Below are 15,583 nucleotides of genomic sequence, written 5' to 3'. Positions count from 1 at the left end.
CGGACGGGACGTCGCCCCGATCGGGCCGGAGAGCGGCCCGCGCGCCGTGGCCCGCACGGACGTCACCCGATGGGTAGGGTCGTGCGTCCGAGGCGGTCGAGACCGGTGCCGCCCGGCGACGACGGTTGGGGGCGGGGGCCATGAGCGGGCAGGCGAGCCTTCCGGGCAGCCCCGGCACCCCGACGGGGCGGCCGCGCATGACGCGCTCCGCACGCCGGGCCCAGCTGCTCGAGGCCGCGCGCGACGTGTTCGGGCACCGCGGCTACCACGCGGCGGCGATGGACGAGATCGCGGAGCGGGCAGGGGTCAGCAAGCCGGTGCTCTACCAGCACTTCCCGGGCAAGCTCGACCTCTACCGGGCGCTGGTGCAGGGGGCCGCGGACGACATGGTGCGCACGGTGCGCGCGGCGATCCGCTCGACCACCGACAACAAGGCGCGCGTCCAGGCCACCATCCAGGCCTACTTCGACGTCGTGTCGTCCCGCGACGGCGCGATGCGCCTGGTCTTCGAGACCGACACGCGGGCCACGCCCGAGATCGCGGGCCTGGTCGACCGCGCCACGTCGGACTGCATCGACGCGGTCACCGAGGCCGTCACCACGGACGCGGGGCTCGAGCCCGAGCGGGCCCGGCTCCTGGCGGTCGGGCTGGTGGGCCTGTCGACGACGGCGGCGCGCTACTGGCTCGACGCCGGGCTGCAGCCGCCGCGCGAGGACGCGATCACGCTGATGTCGCAGCTCGCGTGGCGCGGCATCGGCGGGTTCCCGCGCCAGGAGGGGTGAGCCCTCGCGGGAGGTGGAGCCGGAGCGGGGTGCGCCCGCCCCGGCCACCCGGGTGGCTAGCCGCCGACCCCGAAGCCCACGCGACGCCCCTCCGGCGGCCCGATCTCCACGTAGGCGATGCGGGCCGCGGGGATGACGTACCGACGGCCCTTGTCGTCGGAGAGCGCGAGCGTGCCGCCGTTCGAGGCCAGCGCCTCGTCGAGGAGCGCCTGCACCTCGTCGGGCGACTGGTCGCTCGCGATCACCAGCTCGCGCGGGCTCTCCGCCACGCCGATCTTGACCTCCACGCGTTCCTCCGCTCGGTACTGCTCGGTCCTGCTCGACGTGCCCGGTCGTGCCGTCGCTGTGCCCGCGCGAGGCTAGTCCACGTCCGGCGTCCGGGTGGGCTACAGGCCGAGCGCCGCCAGCCGCTTCGAGTGCCGCGACTTCAGCGCCTTGAACACCGCGCCCCGCGACGCCCCGCCGAGCAGGGCGGCGGCCGCGTGCGGGTGCTCGTCGAGCACCTCGGCGGCCGCGGCGAGCGTCTCCCCCAGCAGCCGCCGGCCCCACATCGCGAGGCGTCCGGCCGTCCGCTCGTCGACGACCAGCTCGCCCACCGCCCGCTCGGCGAAGGCGTCGAACCCGCTCTCACCGGCCGCCTCGCGGCCCGCGTCGGGCCCGCGCAGGAGGTCCGACGCCTCACCCTCGCCGCTGCCGTCACCGCTGCCCCCACCCCTGTCCTCACCGCTGTCCTCACCGCTGCCCCCGGCGGCCCCGGAGGCGGCGACGAGGTCGACGGCGAGCGTGCGCCCGACGTAGGCGCCGACCAGCGCCTCGCCCCAGTCGCGGGAGGCGGTGCGCGCCGCGAACGAGTCGAGCACCGGGGCGAAGGGGGCCATCGTGGTGACGAGGTCCACACCCCGCGCCGCGAGATGGGCGCGGACGCGCTCGACGTGCGCCATCTCGACCGCGGCGAGCGCGGCCATCTCCGCGCGCCCCGTGAGGTCCGGGGCGAGCGCGGCGTCCGCGGCGAGCCTGGTGAACGCGGTCAGGGCGCCGTAGGCCACGGCGCCGAGCAGGTCGACGGGCGGGTCACCGGACGGATCGGTGCTGGTGGCGGGGCGGTCGCCCCCGGGCTCGCTCACGGCCGACCACCCTAGGGGGACACGGTGGGAGACCGGCGGTGCGACGGCCGTGCCGGGGCGACCGGTACCATGGGGTCGTCCCGCGGTGGCATGCATCGTCGCCGACCGCCCGGTCGCCGTCGTGCGCCGCGAGACGCACCCGAGCGTGCGGGCGCCTCCGCCGGCTCTCCCGCGTCCGGTGACGTGGGGTCTCGCTCCGACGAAGGAGCGGGCCCGTGCACCAGTGCGCACCGTCGCCGACCCCGGACGTGGTCGAGCCAGCCGGCCCGCCTCGCGCGCACGACGCGAGAGAGGCAGACCCCTGACCACCGTCACCACCGACCCCCGTCCCGACGCCGGCCCCCCGGACGACGAGCCGGTCGCCGAGCCCCTCACGGCCCGCGCCCCCGTCACCGAGGACGCCCCCACCTTCGCCGAGCTGGGCGTCGACCCCACCATCGTCGAGGCCCTCACGAAGGTGGGCATCGAGCGCACCTTCGCCATCCAGGAGCTGACGCTGCCGCTGGCCCTCGCCGGCGAGGACGTCATCGGCCAGGCGCGCACCGGCACCGGCAAGACCCTCGGCTTCGGCGTCCCGCTGCTCCAGCGCCTCGGCCGCCCGACCGAGGACGGCACGCCGCGCGCGCTGATCGTCGTCCCCACCCGCGAGCTGTGCGTGCAGGTCGCCAAGGACATCGAGACCGCCTCCCAGGGCCTCGGCACCCGCGTGGTGTCGATCTACGGCGGGCGCCCCTACGAGCAGCAGATCGCCGCGCTGCAGCGCGGCGTGGAGTTCGTCGTCGGCACCCCGGGCCGCCTGCTCGACCTCGCCCAGCAGGGTCACCTCGTGCTGGCGAAGGTCGGCGGCCTCGTGCTCGACGAGGCCGACGAGATGCTCGACCTCGGCTTCCTGCCCGACGTCGAACGCATCCTCGGGATGCTGCCGGACAAGCGCCAGACGATGCTGTTCTCGGCCACGATGCCGGGGCCGATCATCACGCTGGCCCGCACCTTCCTCACGCAGCCGACGCACATCCGCGCCGAGCAGGTCGACGCCAGCGCGATCGGCGAGAAGACCCAGCAGTTCGTCTACCGCGCCCACGCGCTCGACAAGGTCGAGATGCTGGCGCGCACCCTGCAGGCCACCGACCGCGGGCCGACCATGGTGTTCACCCGCACCAAGCGCACCGCGAGCAAGGTCTCCGAGGAGCTCGCCGAGCGCGGCTTCGCCGTCGGGGCCGTGCACGGCGACCTGGGCCAGGGCGCCCGCGAGCACGCGCTGCGCGCCTTCCGCGAGGGCCGCATCGACGTCCTCGTCTGCACCGACGTCGCCGCCCGCGGCATCGACGTCACCGGGGTCACGCACGTCGTCAACTACCAGTGCCCGGACGACGCGAAGACCTACATCCACCGCATCGGTCGCACCGGCCGCGCCGGCAAGACCGGCATCGCCATCACGCTCGTCGACTGGGACGACCTGCCGAAGTGGAAGATGATCTCCGACGACCTGGGGCTCGGCGCCCCGGAGCCGCCGGAGACCTACTCCAGCTCGCCGCACCTCTTCGCCGACCTCGGCATCCCCGAGGGCTCGGGCGGGCGCGTGGCCCGGCGCCGCCGCCCCGCCGAGGAGGAGGCCGAGGACGGCCCGCGCCGCGAGACGCGCGAGAGCGGCGGACGCGGCCGGGGCCGGTCGCGGGGCGGCCGCTCCGGGAGCCGCGACGAGGCTCGCGGTAACGGTGAGCCCGACGGTGACAGCGAGGCCGACGGTGACAGCGAGGCCGGCGCCGAGGCGGGCGAGGAGTCCGGCGAGGGCTCGCGGCGTCCGCGCCGGACGCGCTCGCGCACCCGCCGGCGCGCCGGCGAGGTCGTCGCCGGGGGCACCGAGGACGGTGCCGAGGGCACCCCGGACGGCTCCGATGCCGAGCGCCGGGAGGACACCACCGACGGCTCGGCCGAGGGCGCTGTCGACGGCTCGGGCGAGGGCGGGCGCCGCCGTCGTCGCCGCCGGGGCGGCCGCGGATCGGGGTCGCGCTCCGGGTCCTCGTCGAACGGGAGCACGAACGGGAGCACGAACGGGAGCGGGGACGGCGCCCCGCAGGAGGGGTCCGAGGGCTCGACCGGCCCGACGCCCGACGAGGCCGCCCCCGTGGCGTCCACGACCGAGTAGGGCCACGCGCCGGTGAGCTCGCCGACGTCGGCGTCGCCGCCCGGATCCACCGACCCGGGCGGCGGGGCCGGGGACGGGTCCGCCCGCCCGTCCCGGCTGCCGCCCCCCGAGCGGCGCAGCCGCGGCGACCTCGTCGCCGCCGCGTTCCTCGTGGTGGCGGCCCTCGTCGGCACGCTGCTGGTGCTGGCGTCCGGCGACGCGGCGGACACCGAGCTCACGCCGGCGTCGCCGCCGCTGCAGCCCGGCGCGGACGGCCCCGTGCCGACCGCGCTGGGCGAGGTGTGGCGGGCCGCGAGCCCGGCCACGCCCGCGCCGCTCGCGGTCGGCCCGGCGGTGGTCACCGCGGGACCGGACGGCGTCGTCGGCCACGACCCGGTCACCGGCCGCGAGGCGTGGCGCTACGCCCGCCCCGAGGCGCCGTGCACCGTCGGCACCGGGTTCGGCGACGTCCTCGCCGTCTTCCGCACCGACGGGCCGCTGGGCACGTGGTGCTCCGACGTCGCCGCCCTCGAGCCCGACACCGGCATGCGCGGGCCCGCCCGCAACGCCGACCTGCGGGAGGGCACCCGCCTGCTCGCCGACCGCGACCACGTCACCGGCACCGGGGCGGACCACGTCGAGACCTGGCGCTCCGACCTCGTGCTGACCACCGAGGTCGGCCGCGTCTCGACGCCCGTGCAGCCCCCCGACGCGCAGCCGCGCGCGGGCTGCACCAACGGCTCGGTCGCCGTCGGCGGCGGGACCGTCGGGATGATCCAGCGCTGCCCCGGCGAGGACAGCGACCGGCTGACCGTCGTCGACGCCGACCCGCAGAGCTCCGAGAAGCCCGAGGAGCGCTCGAGCACGATGCTCGGCGTGCGCGGTGCGCGCCTCGTGGCGCTGACCGACCAGCGTGCCGCGTGGGCCGCGCCGGACGGCACCCTGCACGTGGTCGGCACCTCGGCCGACGCCGAGACGCTGATCCCCGAGACGGTGTACCCCCTCGGGGAGGCGGCCGGCCCCACCGGCGACCCGTCCGACCTCGCGGCGACCGTCCGGCCCGTCGGCCCGGTCCTGCTGTGGTGGACGGGCACGGCCACCGTCGGGCTCGACGCCGGCGACCTGCGACCCCGATGGACCCTGCCCGGCACGCTCGGGGCGGGCGCGGCGTGGCCGGGCAGCGCGCCCGCGGCCGTGGCGCTCGTGCCGGTGCCCGGCGGCCTCGCCGTGATCGACGCCGCGACCGGCACCCCGCGCGGCCCGGTCGTCCCGGTCGCCCGCGGCGGCGACCCGGCCGCGCCCGTGGCCGTCGCGGCGACCGGCACCACCGTGGTCGAGCTGCGGGGGACGACCGTCGTGGCGCTGCGCGCCCCGGGCTGACCGCGCACGGGGCCGGACCACGTCACGGCCCTTCCGGGCCCGTCATGCGGCAGACTCCCCGGGGTGGGCCGTCCCGATCACCCCGGCACCGCCGCGCCGTCGGACGCCGCGGCGGCCACCGGAGCGGACGGCGGGCCGGACGACGGGCGGCACGGCGTCGTGGGCGGCCCCGGCGAGGTGGCTCCCGGCCCGCCCGACGCCACGCCCGCGCTCCCGACGGGCCGCGGCCGGGCCCAGCGCCACCCCCACCGCGCGCGGCGGGTGACGGTCGCGTCGTCGGCCGGACCCATCGCGGCGCTGCGGGCCGAGCCCGACGCGGCGGCCGCGATCGAGGGCCGGCCCGCCACCGCGCTGCTGCTGCCCGGCTACTCCGGCTCCAAGGAGGACTTCGCGCCGCTGATCGACGCCGTCGCCGCCGGCGGGATCGGGGTGCTCGCGCTGGACCTGCCCGGCCAGTACGAGTCGCCGGGCCCCGCCGCCGAGAGCGAGTACCACTCGGCGCAGCTCGGGCCGGTGGTCGCCGGGATCGTCGCCGACGAGGTCGCCGCGGGCCGCCGGGTGCTGCTGCTCGGGCACTCGTTCGGCGGGCTCGTCGCCCGCGCGGCGGTGCTGGCCGGGGCGACCGTGCGCGGGCTGACGCTCATGGACTCCGGCCCCGGCGAGCTGCCCATGGGCCGGCGGCGGACGGACCTCGACGTGCTCGAGCCGGTGCTGCGGCGCCGCGGCATCGAAGAGGTCATCGCGCTGCGCGACGCGTCCGGGGAGTGGTCGTCGGCGGACCCGCACGTCGTCGACCTGCTGCGCGAGCGCCTCCGCCGCTCCACGGTGTCCGGGCTGCTCGGGATGGGCGACGCGCTGCGTGCGGAGCCCGACCGCACCGCCGAGCTGGTCGCCGCCGTGCGGGCCGGCCGCGTGCCGTGCCTCGTCGTCTGCGGGATCGACGACGACGCCTGGCCGGTGAGCGTGCAGCGCACCATGGCCGACCGCCTCGAGGCCGAGTTCGCCGCCGTGCCCCACGCCGCGCACGCCCCGAACGTCGAGAACCCGTCGGCGCTGCTCGACGTGCTCGTCCCGACCTGGCGCACCTGGCTGCGCGACGACCTCCTGGGCTGACGAAGTCCGCAGCGAACGCGCTGTTCGCGGCCTCTACGCGCGCGAACTCCCCGCTCGCGCCTCGGCGGCTACGCCCACCAGGTGATCGCGAGGAGCAGGAAGAGGATCACCGGCACCGCCGCGGCGGCGAGGACCGCCACCCCCGAGGAGGTGCGGCGGTGGGCGGCGATCGCGGTCGCGCCGACCGCGACGACCGCGCCCATCAGGTGGGCGGCCACCGTGTCCGCCCCCGCGCCGGGCCCGGCGAGGAACCACGGCGCGACGGCGACGACGACCGCGAGGACCACGAGCCCGCCCGCGAGTACCCGGGCCAGGGCCACGAGGCGCCGCCGGACGCCGGCCAGGCGGTCGGGGCGCCCGGCGCGCGCGACGGCACCGGTCGACAGGCCCGACGGCGGCGTGGGACGGCCCACGGTGCGCGCCCGCTCCCGGCGGGTGGCGGCGCGGGGCACGCCGGCGGGCGAGGTCCAGCGCTCGGTCGAGGTCGGGCGCCAGGAGCCGGTGGAGGTGACGCCCGGTGCGCGGCCGCGGGGCGAGGTCGGCGCCTCGCCACTCGCACTGCCACCCGCCCCGCCGGCCCAGGGCCGCGGCGGCGGGGACCGCCTGTCCGGCCCGTCCCGGTGCGCCGGGTCGGGGGCGCTCACGGCGCGAGCCCGGACCACGCCGGCTCCGCGGGGGCGGCGGCGCGTCCTTCCGGGCAGTGCCGGCGGACCTCGCAGGCGCCGCAGCGGGGCCCGGGCAGCGGCGGGAAGAGCTCCTCGGCGCGGCGCGGGTCCTCCTCGAGCGCGTCGGCGGCGGCCCCCAGCGCGGTGGCGGCGGCCTCGGCCCGCTCGCGGTGGGCGGCCAGCGAGGCCTCGTCGTGCTCGGCGGCGGCGATCGTGCCGCTCGGCAGGTGGTGCAGCTCCACCCGCCGGCAGGGGCGGCGCAGCGTGCGGCGCGCGGCGAGGACGTAGAGCGCGAGGGCGGGCGAGCCCGCGGCGTCGGCGGCGTCGGGCACGCGGCGGCCGGTCTTGTAGTCGACGACGGTGACCTGCCCGTCGCGGTCGTCGAGACGGTCGGCGCGACCCTCGGCGACCATGGCCCCCACGGGTGCGGACAGCCAGCGCTCGAGCCCGACGACCTCGCCCACCGGCTCCGGCGCGTCGACGACGGCGTGGCGTTCGACGTAGTCACCGACCCACGTCCGGGCCCGCTCGCGGTACGCGGCGGCCTGGACGTCGTCGCGGAACCCCTCCGAGGACCAGTGCCGGTCGACCTCCAGGGCCGCGCGGGCGGCGCTGCGCCGCGCGGGGCGCTCGCCGAAGACGGCGTGCAGCGCGTTGTGCACCACGGCGCCGAGCGTGCTCGCCGCCCGCGGCCCGCCGCGCGGGGGCGCGGGGCGGTCGAGGTAGGTCAGGCGGTAGCGCCGCCGGCAGTCCTGCCAGGTGGCCAGGCGCGACGGGGTCACGCGGACCAGGCGGGCGGGCATGCCGTCCAGACCCAGCTGCATGCTCATCGCCTCCACCCTAGGCCGCCGCGGTGGGTCAGCCCGCGAGCACCTCGGCGCCCGTCGCGCGCGCCGCGAGCACCTCGAACTGGTCCCGCGCGGTCGTCTCCGCGGCGATGGGGGTGGCCTTGTTGGTGCCGTGGTAGTCGCTCGAGCCCGTGACCAGCAGGCCCTCGACCGCGGCGACCTCGTGGAGGGCCGCGCGGTCGTCCGCGTCGTGGTCGGGGTGGTCGACCTCGATCCCCGCGAGGCCCTCCCGCGCGAGGTCCGCCAGCACCGACGCCTCGACCACCGGGCCCCGCCGCCGGGCGAACGGGTGCGCGAACACGGGCACGCCGCCGGCGGCCACGATCATCGCGATCGCCCGCGCGATCGGCGTGTCCTGCTTCTCGACGTAGTACGGGCCGTCCCGGCGCAGGAGGTGCTCGAACGCCTCGGACACCGACCCGACCACGCCCGCCTCGACCAGCGCCTGCCCGAGGTGCGGGCGCCCGGCCGGCGCGTCGGCGGGCAGCCGGGCCAGCAGCGCCTCGCCGTCGACCGGCAGCCCGCCCGCCGCCATCCGCTCCCCCATCGCGCGCACCCGCTCGCGGCGCGAGGCCCGCAGGCGCTCCTGCTCGGCGAGGATCGCCGGGGCGGCGGGGTCGAACAGGTAGCCCAGCAGGTGCGCGGTGACCGTCCCGCCCCGCCCGTCGGGGCTCTCGGTGGAGAACTCGGCGCCGCGCACCAGCGTCAGCCCCGGTGGGCGCGCCGCCGCGGCCTCGTCCCAGCCCGCGGTCGTGTCGTGGTCGGTCAGCGCGAGCACGGTGACGCCGGCGGCCACGGCCGTGGCGACCAGCTCGGCCGGCGACTCGGTGCCGTCGGAGGCCGCGGAGTGGGTGTGGAGGTCGATCACCGGGACAGTGTCGATGAGGGGTCGGCGACGGGTCAGCGACGGCGACCGCGCGCGCCGCCGAACCCGGACCCCGGCAGCGTGTACGAGCGGGTCTGGCGCTTGTCGCCGAACACCAGCTCGGAGATGGCCTCGTAGACCTCTTCGGGGTCGGGCAGGTAGTCGATGCGGTTGAGCGCCTGGATCTGGCCGGCCGACTCGATGACCATCGTCCCGTAGCCGAGCATGCGGCCCAGCAGGCTGCGCTCGAAGGTGAGGTCGGTGACCTTGGTCAGCGGCATCATGCCGGCCTGGTGGGTGATGATCCCCTTGGTGAGCATGACGCGCTTGTCGGTGACGACGACCTTCTCGACCCACCACTCGCTGACCTTGTAGCTGGTCTTGAGCAGCACGAGCAGGGCGCCGTACCAGAACAGGTTGTCCAGCACGACGTTCTGCGGCAGGAACGCCGCGCCGAGGGCGAGCAGGACGAACAGGACGACGGCCTGCAGCACCTCACCGACGATGACGGCCCAGTGGCGACGGAAGCGGATCACCCGCCGCTCGGTGGGCAGGACGTACTCGTCGACCTCGCGGGGTGCCAGCACGTCGGACCTCCGGACCTAGAACAGCGCGCGGATGAATTCCACCACCGATGCGGCCGCGTCGCCCAGGATGGTGAGGATGCTCAGCACCAGATCCGCGGATCCCTGGGGTTGGGAGATGACGAAGAAGAGCAGGAACGCGACCCCCACGAAGATGCCGATCTTTCTCGCGTTCACCAGGTTCCCTCGCGGTCGTCGCCGTGGTCGTGATCAGTGTGGATCGTCCGGGCCGGGACGGACATCCGGCCATCGGTGATACTAGTGTGATCTCGTGTGACGATGCGTGACCCCCAGGCCGCGCCCGGCGCGTCGCGGGCCACCGGGGGTGACGGGCCGGGCGACGGGGCGGGTGACGTCGTCTGCGTGGGCGGGATCGTCACCGACCCGCGGGGCCGCCTGCTGCTCGTCCGCCGGGGCCACGACCCCGAGGCGGGGCGCTGGTCGCTGCCCGGCGGCAGGGTCGACCAGGGCGAGACGACGGCCGCGGCGACGGCGCGCGAGGTCGCCGAGGAGACCGGGCTCGACGTCGTCGTCGGCGAGGAGGTCGGGCACGTGCGCCGGCCCGCGCCGGACGGCCGGACGTTCGTGATCCACGACTTCCGGTGCCGGCTGGCGGACGAGCGTGACCCGGGGGCGGCGCCGCGCGCGGGTGACGACGCCGCCGACGCCCGCTTCGTCGACGCCGCCGCCTACGCCGCCCTCGACGCGGCCGGTGAGCTGGTCACCGGGCTCACCGCCGCGCTGCGCGGGTGGGACTGCCTGCCGCGGTGACTCAGTCGCGCTGCGGGACGGGGCGGCGGGGCTGCTCGGCCTCGAACCCCTCGTCGGTGCCCTCGGGCGCCGGGCGCTTGGGCACCATCACCTTGCGGCGGTAGATGCAGACGACGACGCCGTCCTGGTTGTAGCCGATCGTCTCGACCTGCACCACGCCGCGGTCGTTCTTCGACGACGACTCCTTCTTGTCCAGCACCGTCGACTCGCCGTAGATCGTGTCGCCGTGGAACACCGGCTTGACGTGGCGCAGCGACTCGACCTCGAGGTTCGCGATCGCCTTGCCCGACACGTCGGCCACCGACATCCCGAGCAGCAGCGAGTAGACGTAGTTGCCGACGACGACGTTGCGCCCCTGCTGGGTGCCCTCGGCGTAGTGGGAATCGAGGTGCAGCGGGTGGTGGTTCATCGTGATGAGGCAGAAGAGGTGGTCGTCGTACTCGGTGACCGTCTTGCCCGGCCAGTGCTTGTACGTGGCGCCGACCTCGAACTCCTCGAAGTACCGACCGAACTGCACGGATCCGCCTCCTGAACGTCTCTGGTCGAGGCGCCGCCGCCAGGAGACATGGGACTCCTCCCCTCCGACGGCGCCGACGAAGGTCGCTAGGATGACGGACCGACCGAGTTCGTGTCGCGCGAGGCGAGGGAGGTGAGACGTGGACGACTCCACGAGCAGGTCCGACGGCCTGCCCTCCAGTACGGGCCGCGTCCCCTCCCGTGGGGCCACCGGGCGCTGACACGCCGGCGGGTGGCCCGGGAGGGACGCGGTGGCTCGATTGTTCGTAGCCCGCACTCCGTCCGCTCCCCGGAGGTCGCCATGCCTGCCCTGCCCACCCTGCGCAACGCCGGAGCCCGCGTGATCCGCCCGGGCCGCCCGCGCACGCAGGACCCGCGGGTCCCCCACGTGCCCCTCTCGGCGTTCGTCGTCGACTGCGCGGTCTACGTCGACGGCAGGCGGCTCGACGGGCACTGGAACCACCGCGACGCCATCGGCGAGGTCCGCCGGCGCGGCGAGGGGTTCGTGTGGATCGGCCTGCACGAGCCCGATGCCGAGCAGATCCACGACATCGCCGAGGTCTTCGGCCTGCACCCGCTGGCCGTCGAGGACGCCGTGCACGCCCACCAGCGCCCGAAGATCGAGCGCTACACCGGGGCCGCGGGCGGCGGCGACGACATGTTGTTCTCGGTGTTCAAGACCATGCGCTACGTGGCGCACGCGTCGCCGACCACCGCCAACGAGATCGTCGAGTCTGGCGAGCTCATGGTGTTCCTGGGCCGCGACTTCGTCGTCACCGTGCGCCACGGCCAGCACTCCGGGCTGCGGCGGGTGCGCCACAACCTCGAGGCCGACCCCGAGCACCTCGCCCAGGGCCCGGCGGTCGTGCTGCACGCCGTCGCCGACCACATCGTCGACTCCTACCTCGACGTCGCCGCCGGCGTGGAGAACGACATCGACGTCATGGAGACCGAGGTGTTCGCGCCCTACACCGAGGTCGGCGCCGAGCAGATCTACATGATGAAGCGCGAGGTGCTCGAGCTGCGCCGGGCCGTGACGCCGCTGGTCACGCCGATGCGCCGACTGACCGAGGGCTACTCGCCGCTCGTGCCGTCGGAGGTCCGCAGCTACTTCCGCGACGTCGAGGACCACCTCGCGACCGTGGCCGAGCGCGTCGCCTCGTTCGACGAACTGCTGACGACGCTGGTCGACGCGGTGCTGGCGAAGATCACGCTGCGCCAGAACAACGACATGCGCAAGATCACCGCCTACGCGGCGCTGCTCGCGGTGCCGACCATGCTCGCCGGCATCTACGGCATGAACTTCGACTACATGCCCGAGCTGCACTGGGAGTTCGGCTACCCGGCCGTGATCCTGGGGATTTTGCTCATCTGCGGCGTGCTCTGGCGGACGTTCCGCAAGAACCGCTGGCTCTGACCCGACCCCGGGGTCGGCGCTCACGTTCGGCCCGGACGAGGTGAAGTGGGCGCGTCGCCGTGACAACGCCTGAGCGCTACCGCGTCAGGTTCGCTGCAAGGGCGCGCCCAGACCTCGATGCCCTCCCGCTCGCCGTGGCCACGGCGGTGGTCGAGCATCTGCTCGGCCCGGTCCCCGAGAACCCGCACCGCCTCGGCGGCCCGCTCCGCGGAAGGTGGGTCGGCTACCTGGCGGCCCCTCGAGGCGGCCACCGCATGATCTATCGCGTCGATGAGCAGCGGCACGAGGTCCTCCTCGTCCACATCGGCCCGCGCGGCGACGTCGACGGCGGGGGCTCGACTCGACATGATCGCCGTCTCGGTGACAAACCCACGCAGATCTGCGCGGGTTCGTCACCGAAGTCGTGATCACGGCTCTGAGGGCCGGCGAGACGCTCCCCCGGCGTGTCGCACCGGCGAGCATGTGGCGAGCCTGGCGTTGAGTGCCAGCGAAGCCGCATCGCTGGCCCACCCCGTGCGCCGTCCGGCTCAGCAGCCGCGGTGGGAGAGGGTCAGCCCTCGGTGCCCATCGCCAGCTTGCCCAGCATGTCGCGGGCCTTCTCGGCGTTGCGGGGCTGGCAGAGGACGTCGTAGCGCCCGGCCACGATCTGGCTCTGCGAGGTGAAGTCGCGCCGGCCGCGGCTCGCGCCGTAGGTGATGGCGCCCGAGACCACGCCGAACACGATACCGATGACGAGGCCGGTGAGGATCGAGGCAAGCCCCCCGGTGGGCGAGAGCAGCGAGAGCACCAGGCCCACGAACAGACCCAGCCACGCGCCGGACGCGGCGCCCGTGAGCAGCACGCGGCCCCAGGTCAGGCGGCCGATGACCCGCTCGACGAGCATGAGGTCGACGCCGACGATGGTCACGTCGGCGACCGGGAAGTCGTTGTCCGCCAGGTGGTCGACCGCGCGCTGGGCTTCCTCGTACTTGGCGTAGGAGCCCACCGGCCAGCCGGACGGCGGCTCGGGGAGGTTGGGCAGCCCGGGCTGGGTACCGGGTCGGCCGGTGAACGGCGCAGTCACGACGATTCCTCGCTGTCCTCTCGACGGTTGGCATCCCGTACAACGCCGGACCCGGCCCGGGAGTGCCCGGGCCGGGTACCGGTGTGACCGAGGACGGTACCGCCGATCAGCGCAGCTTGTAGTCCTTGAGCAGCCCGCGGCTGATGATCGTCTTCTGGATCTCCGAGGTGCCCTCGCCGATGAGCAGGAACGGCGCCTCCCGCATGAGGCGCTCGATCTCGTACTCCTTCGAGTAGCCGTAGCCGCCGTGGATGCGGAACGACTCCTCGGTGACCTCCTTGCAGTACTCGGAGGCGATCATCTTGGCCATCCCGGCCTCGACGTCGTTGCGCTCGCCCCGGTCCTTGAGCCGCGCGGCGTTGACCATCATGTGGTGCGCGGCCTCGACCTTGGTGGCCATCTCGGCGAGCTTGAACGAGATGGCCTGGTGCTGGGCGATCGGCTTGCCGAACGTCGAGCGCTGCTGGGCGTACTCGATGCCGAGCTCGAAGGCGCGGATCGCGATGCCGCAGGCGCGGGCGGCGACGTTGACGCGGCCGACCTCGACCCCGTCCATCATCTGCGCGAAGCCCTTGCCGGGCGCCGCGCCGAGGACCTGCGACTGCGGGATCCGGAAGCCGTCGAACACCATCTCGGTGGTGTCGACGCCCTTGTAGCCCATCTTGTCGATCTTGCCGGGGATGCTGAGGCCCTCGGCGACCTTGCCGAACCCGCGCTCCTTGTCGACGAGGATCGTCGTCAGGTTCTGGTACGGCTTCTCGGCGCCCTCGTCGGTCTTGACCAGCACCGCCGACAGGTTCGACGACCCGCCGTTGGTCAGCCACATCTTGGCCCCGTTGACGACGTAGTCGTCGCCGTCGGCCTTCGCGCTGGTCTTGATGGCCGCGACGTCGGAGCCGAGGTCGGGCTCGGACATCGAGAACGACCCGGTGATCTCCCCGGTCGCCATCTTCGGCAGGTAGTGCGCCTTCTGCTCGGGCGTGCCGTGCTGGCGCAGCATGTAGGCCACGATGAAGTGGGTGTTGATGACACCCGAGACGCTCATCCACCCGCGCGCGATCTGCTCGACGACCAGCGCGTAGGTCAGCAGCGACTCGCCCAGACCGTCGAACTCCTCCGGGATCATGAGCCCGAACAGGCCCATCTCCTTCATCCCGTCGACGATGTCCTGCGGGTAGACGTCGTCGTGCTCGAGCTGCTGCGCGTGCGGGATGATCTCCTTGTCCACGAAGTCGCGGACCGTGGACAGGATCTCCTGCTGCACATCGGTCAGGCCGGCGGTCTGGGCGAGGCGTGCCATGCGTGGTGCTCCTGCTGTGTAGAAGTTACCGGCGAGTATCGCCCTAGCTCTCCGGCGGCGTCCACCGCTCGCCGCGGCTCATGCCCGCGGCGCGGCCCTTGCCGGCGATGACCAGCGCCATCTTGCGCGACGCCTCGTCGATCATCTCGTCGCCGAGCATCGCGGAGCCCTTGGCGCCCCCGGCCGCCGAGGTGAACCACTCGTAGGCGTCGAGGATGTTCTCGGCGTGGTCGTAGTCCTCCTGCGACGGCGAGAAGGTCTCGTTCGCCGCGTCGATCTGGCCGGGGTGCAGCACCCACTTGCCGTCGTAGCCGAGCGCGGCGGCGCGGTTCGCGACGCGCCGGAAGCCGTCGACGTCGCGGATCTGCAGGTACGGGCCGTCGATGGCCTGCAGGTCGTTGGCCCGCGCGGCCATGAGGATCTGCATGAGGATGTAGTGGTAGGCGTCGCCCTCGGTGTAGCCGGGGGGCTGCTCCCCGACGACCAGCGACTTCATGTTGATCGAGGCCATGAAGTCGGCCGGGCCGAAGACGATGGTCTCCAGGCGCGGCGACGCCTCGGCGATCGCGACGACGTTGTTGAGCCCGCGCGCGTTCTCGATCTGCGCCTCGATGCCCAGCCGGCCGACCTCGTAGCCCATCGTCTTCTCGATCTGCGTGAGCAGCATGTCGAGCGCGTGGACCTGCTCGGGCGTCTGCACCTTGGGCAGCATGATCGCGTCGAGGTTGGCCCCGGCGCCCTCCACGACCTCGGTGACGTCGCGGTAGGTCCACTCGGTGGTCCAGTCGTTGACGCGCACGACGCGCGTCTTGCCCTCCCAGCCGCCCTCGTTGAGCGCGGCCACGATCGTCTTGCGGGCCTCGGGCTTCACCAGCGGCGCGCAGGCGTCCTCGAGGTCGAGGAAGATCTGGTCGGCGGGCAGGGTGCGGGCCTTGTCGATGAACTTCTGGCTCGACCCGGGCACCGCCAGGCACGACCGGCGGGGGCGGTTCACGACACTCACGAGACTGCTGACCTCCTCGTCGACACT

General features: G+C 74.7%; 18 protein-coding genes. 7 read left to right on the top strand and 11 right to left on the bottom strand.

Annotated elements, in window-relative coordinates; translation table 11 throughout:
• Window positions 1-140 precede the first annotated feature (140 nt).
• Entirely contained in the window at window positions 141-782 is a 642-nt protein-coding gene (locus ACYX4T_RS25645; protein WP_476012033.1) for a TetR/AcrR family transcriptional regulator, read from the top strand.
• Window positions 783-838: 56 nt separating this feature from the next.
• Here the strand turns inward: ACYX4T_RS25645 and ACYX4T_RS25640 are convergent, their stop codons facing one another.
• On the bottom strand, window positions 839-1,069 hold the full coding sequence (locus ACYX4T_RS25640; protein ID WP_476012032.1) for a DUF3107 domain-containing protein: 231 nt from the start codon (window positions 1,067-1,069) through the stop codon (window positions 839-841).
• Window positions 1,070-1,168: 99 nt separating this feature from the next.
• Complete coding sequence (locus tag ACYX4T_RS25635; RefSeq protein ID WP_476012031.1) at window positions 1,169-1,906, bottom strand: ferritin-like fold-containing protein; 738 nt, start codon at window positions 1,904-1,906, stop codon at window positions 1,169-1,171.
• 301 nt (window positions 1,907-2,207) lie between these two features.
• Here ACYX4T_RS25635 and ACYX4T_RS25630 point away from each other — a divergent pair, with 301 nt between their 5' ends.
• The 3 genes from ACYX4T_RS25630 (at window position 2,208) to ACYX4T_RS25620 (ending at window position 6,524) form a co-directional block, all read left to right on the top strand.
• Complete coding sequence (locus ACYX4T_RS25630; RefSeq protein WP_476015372.1) at window positions 2,208-4,052, top strand: DEAD/DEAH box helicase; 1,845 nt, start codon at window positions 2,208-2,210, stop codon at window positions 4,050-4,052.
• Window positions 4,053-4,064: 12 nt separating this feature from the next.
• Entirely contained in the window at window positions 4,065-5,411 is a 1,347-nt protein-coding gene (locus ACYX4T_RS25625) for an Rv3212 family protein (RefSeq protein ID WP_476012030.1), read from the top strand.
• 63 nt (window positions 5,412-5,474) lie between these two features.
• Complete coding sequence (locus ACYX4T_RS25620) at window positions 5,475-6,524, top strand: alpha/beta hydrolase (RefSeq protein WP_476012029.1); 1,050 nt, start codon at window positions 5,475-5,477, stop codon at window positions 6,522-6,524.
• A 68-nt stretch (window positions 6,525-6,592) separates the two neighbouring features.
• On the opposite strand, the gene ACYX4T_RS25615 is transcribed toward ACYX4T_RS25620, so the two are convergent.
• Genes ACYX4T_RS25615 through ACYX4T_RS25595 form a run of 5 tightly spaced genes read right to left on the bottom strand, consistent with a single transcriptional unit; the run spans window position 6,593 to window position 9,663 of the window.
• Entirely contained in the window at window positions 6,593-7,168 is a 576-nt protein-coding gene (locus ACYX4T_RS25615; protein ID WP_476012028.1) for a hypothetical protein, read from the bottom strand.
• Window positions 7,165-8,019 carry a RecB family exonuclease gene (locus ACYX4T_RS25610; RefSeq protein WP_476012027.1) on the bottom strand — a complete coding sequence of 285 codons (855 nt, stop codon included), beginning with the start codon at window positions 8,017-8,019 and terminating at the stop codon, window positions 7,165-7,167. Before ACYX4T_RS25610 ends, ACYX4T_RS25615 begins: the two co-directional genes overlap by 4 nt.
• 28 nt (window positions 8,020-8,047) lie before the next feature.
• Window positions 8,048-8,905, bottom strand: a complete 858-nt coding sequence (locus tag ACYX4T_RS25605) for a PHP domain-containing protein (RefSeq protein WP_476012026.1) — start codon at window positions 8,903-8,905, stop codon at window positions 8,048-8,050.
• Between the two features lie 32 nt (window positions 8,906-8,937).
• On the bottom strand, window positions 8,938-9,489 hold the full coding sequence (locus ACYX4T_RS25600; protein ID WP_116709250.1) for a PH domain-containing protein: 552 nt from the start codon (window positions 9,487-9,489) through the stop codon (window positions 8,938-8,940).
• A 15-nt stretch (window positions 9,490-9,504) separates the two neighbouring features.
• Window positions 9,505-9,663 carry a hypothetical protein gene (locus ACYX4T_RS25595; protein ID WP_476012025.1) on the bottom strand — a complete coding sequence of 53 codons (159 nt, stop codon included), beginning with the start codon at window positions 9,661-9,663 and terminating at the stop codon, window positions 9,505-9,507.
• Window positions 9,664-9,765: 102 nt separating this feature from the next.
• Here ACYX4T_RS25595 and ACYX4T_RS25590 point away from each other — a divergent pair, with 102 nt between their 5' ends.
• Entirely contained in the window at window positions 9,766-10,257 is a 492-nt protein-coding gene (locus ACYX4T_RS25590; protein ID WP_476012024.1) for an NUDIX domain-containing protein, read from the top strand.
• 1 nt (window position 10,258) lies between these two features.
• On the opposite strand, the gene ACYX4T_RS25585 is transcribed toward ACYX4T_RS25590, so the two are convergent.
• The gene (locus ACYX4T_RS25585; protein ID WP_285659436.1) at window positions 10,259-10,774 is read right to left on the bottom strand and encodes a MaoC family dehydratase; all 516 of its coding nucleotides are present in this window, start codon (window positions 10,772-10,774) and stop codon (window positions 10,259-10,261) included.
• A gap of 300 nt (window positions 10,775-11,074) precedes the next feature.
• Between ACYX4T_RS25585 and ACYX4T_RS25580 the strand changes: the two genes are divergently transcribed.
• Window positions 11,075-12,190 (top strand): magnesium and cobalt transport protein CorA, encoded by a 1,116-nt coding sequence (locus ACYX4T_RS25580; RefSeq protein WP_476012023.1) that lies wholly within the window; start codon window positions 11,075-11,077, stop codon window positions 12,188-12,190.
• Window positions 12,191-12,249: 59 nt separating this feature from the next.
• The gene (locus tag ACYX4T_RS25575; RefSeq protein WP_476012022.1) at window positions 12,250-12,597 is read left to right on the top strand and encodes a type II toxin-antitoxin system RelE family toxin; all 348 of its coding nucleotides are present in this window, start codon (window positions 12,250-12,252) and stop codon (window positions 12,595-12,597) included.
• A gap of 143 nt (window positions 12,598-12,740) precedes the next feature.
• On the opposite strand, the gene ACYX4T_RS25570 is transcribed toward ACYX4T_RS25575, so the two are convergent.
• From ACYX4T_RS25570 to ACYX4T_RS25560, 3 genes are all read right to left on the bottom strand, one after another.
• Window positions 12,741-13,253 (bottom strand): YflT domain-containing protein, encoded by a 513-nt coding sequence (locus ACYX4T_RS25570; protein WP_274229453.1) that lies wholly within the window; start codon window positions 13,251-13,253, stop codon window positions 12,741-12,743.
• Between the two features lie 106 nt (window positions 13,254-13,359).
• Complete coding sequence (locus ACYX4T_RS25565; RefSeq protein ID WP_337706244.1) at window positions 13,360-14,553, bottom strand: acyl-CoA dehydrogenase family protein; 1,194 nt, start codon at window positions 14,551-14,553, stop codon at window positions 13,360-13,362.
• A 43-nt stretch (window positions 14,554-14,596) separates the two neighbouring features.
• Window positions 14,597-15,556 (bottom strand): HpcH/HpaI aldolase/citrate lyase family protein, encoded by a 960-nt coding sequence (locus tag ACYX4T_RS25560; RefSeq protein WP_476012021.1) that lies wholly within the window; start codon window positions 15,554-15,556, stop codon window positions 14,597-14,599.
• Window positions 15,557-15,583 lie beyond the last annotated feature (27 nt).

Source organism: Actinomycetospora sp. ABD4_176 (genome assembly GCF_056311855.1).
This window is presented reverse-complemented; position numbering and strand designations above follow the sequence as displayed.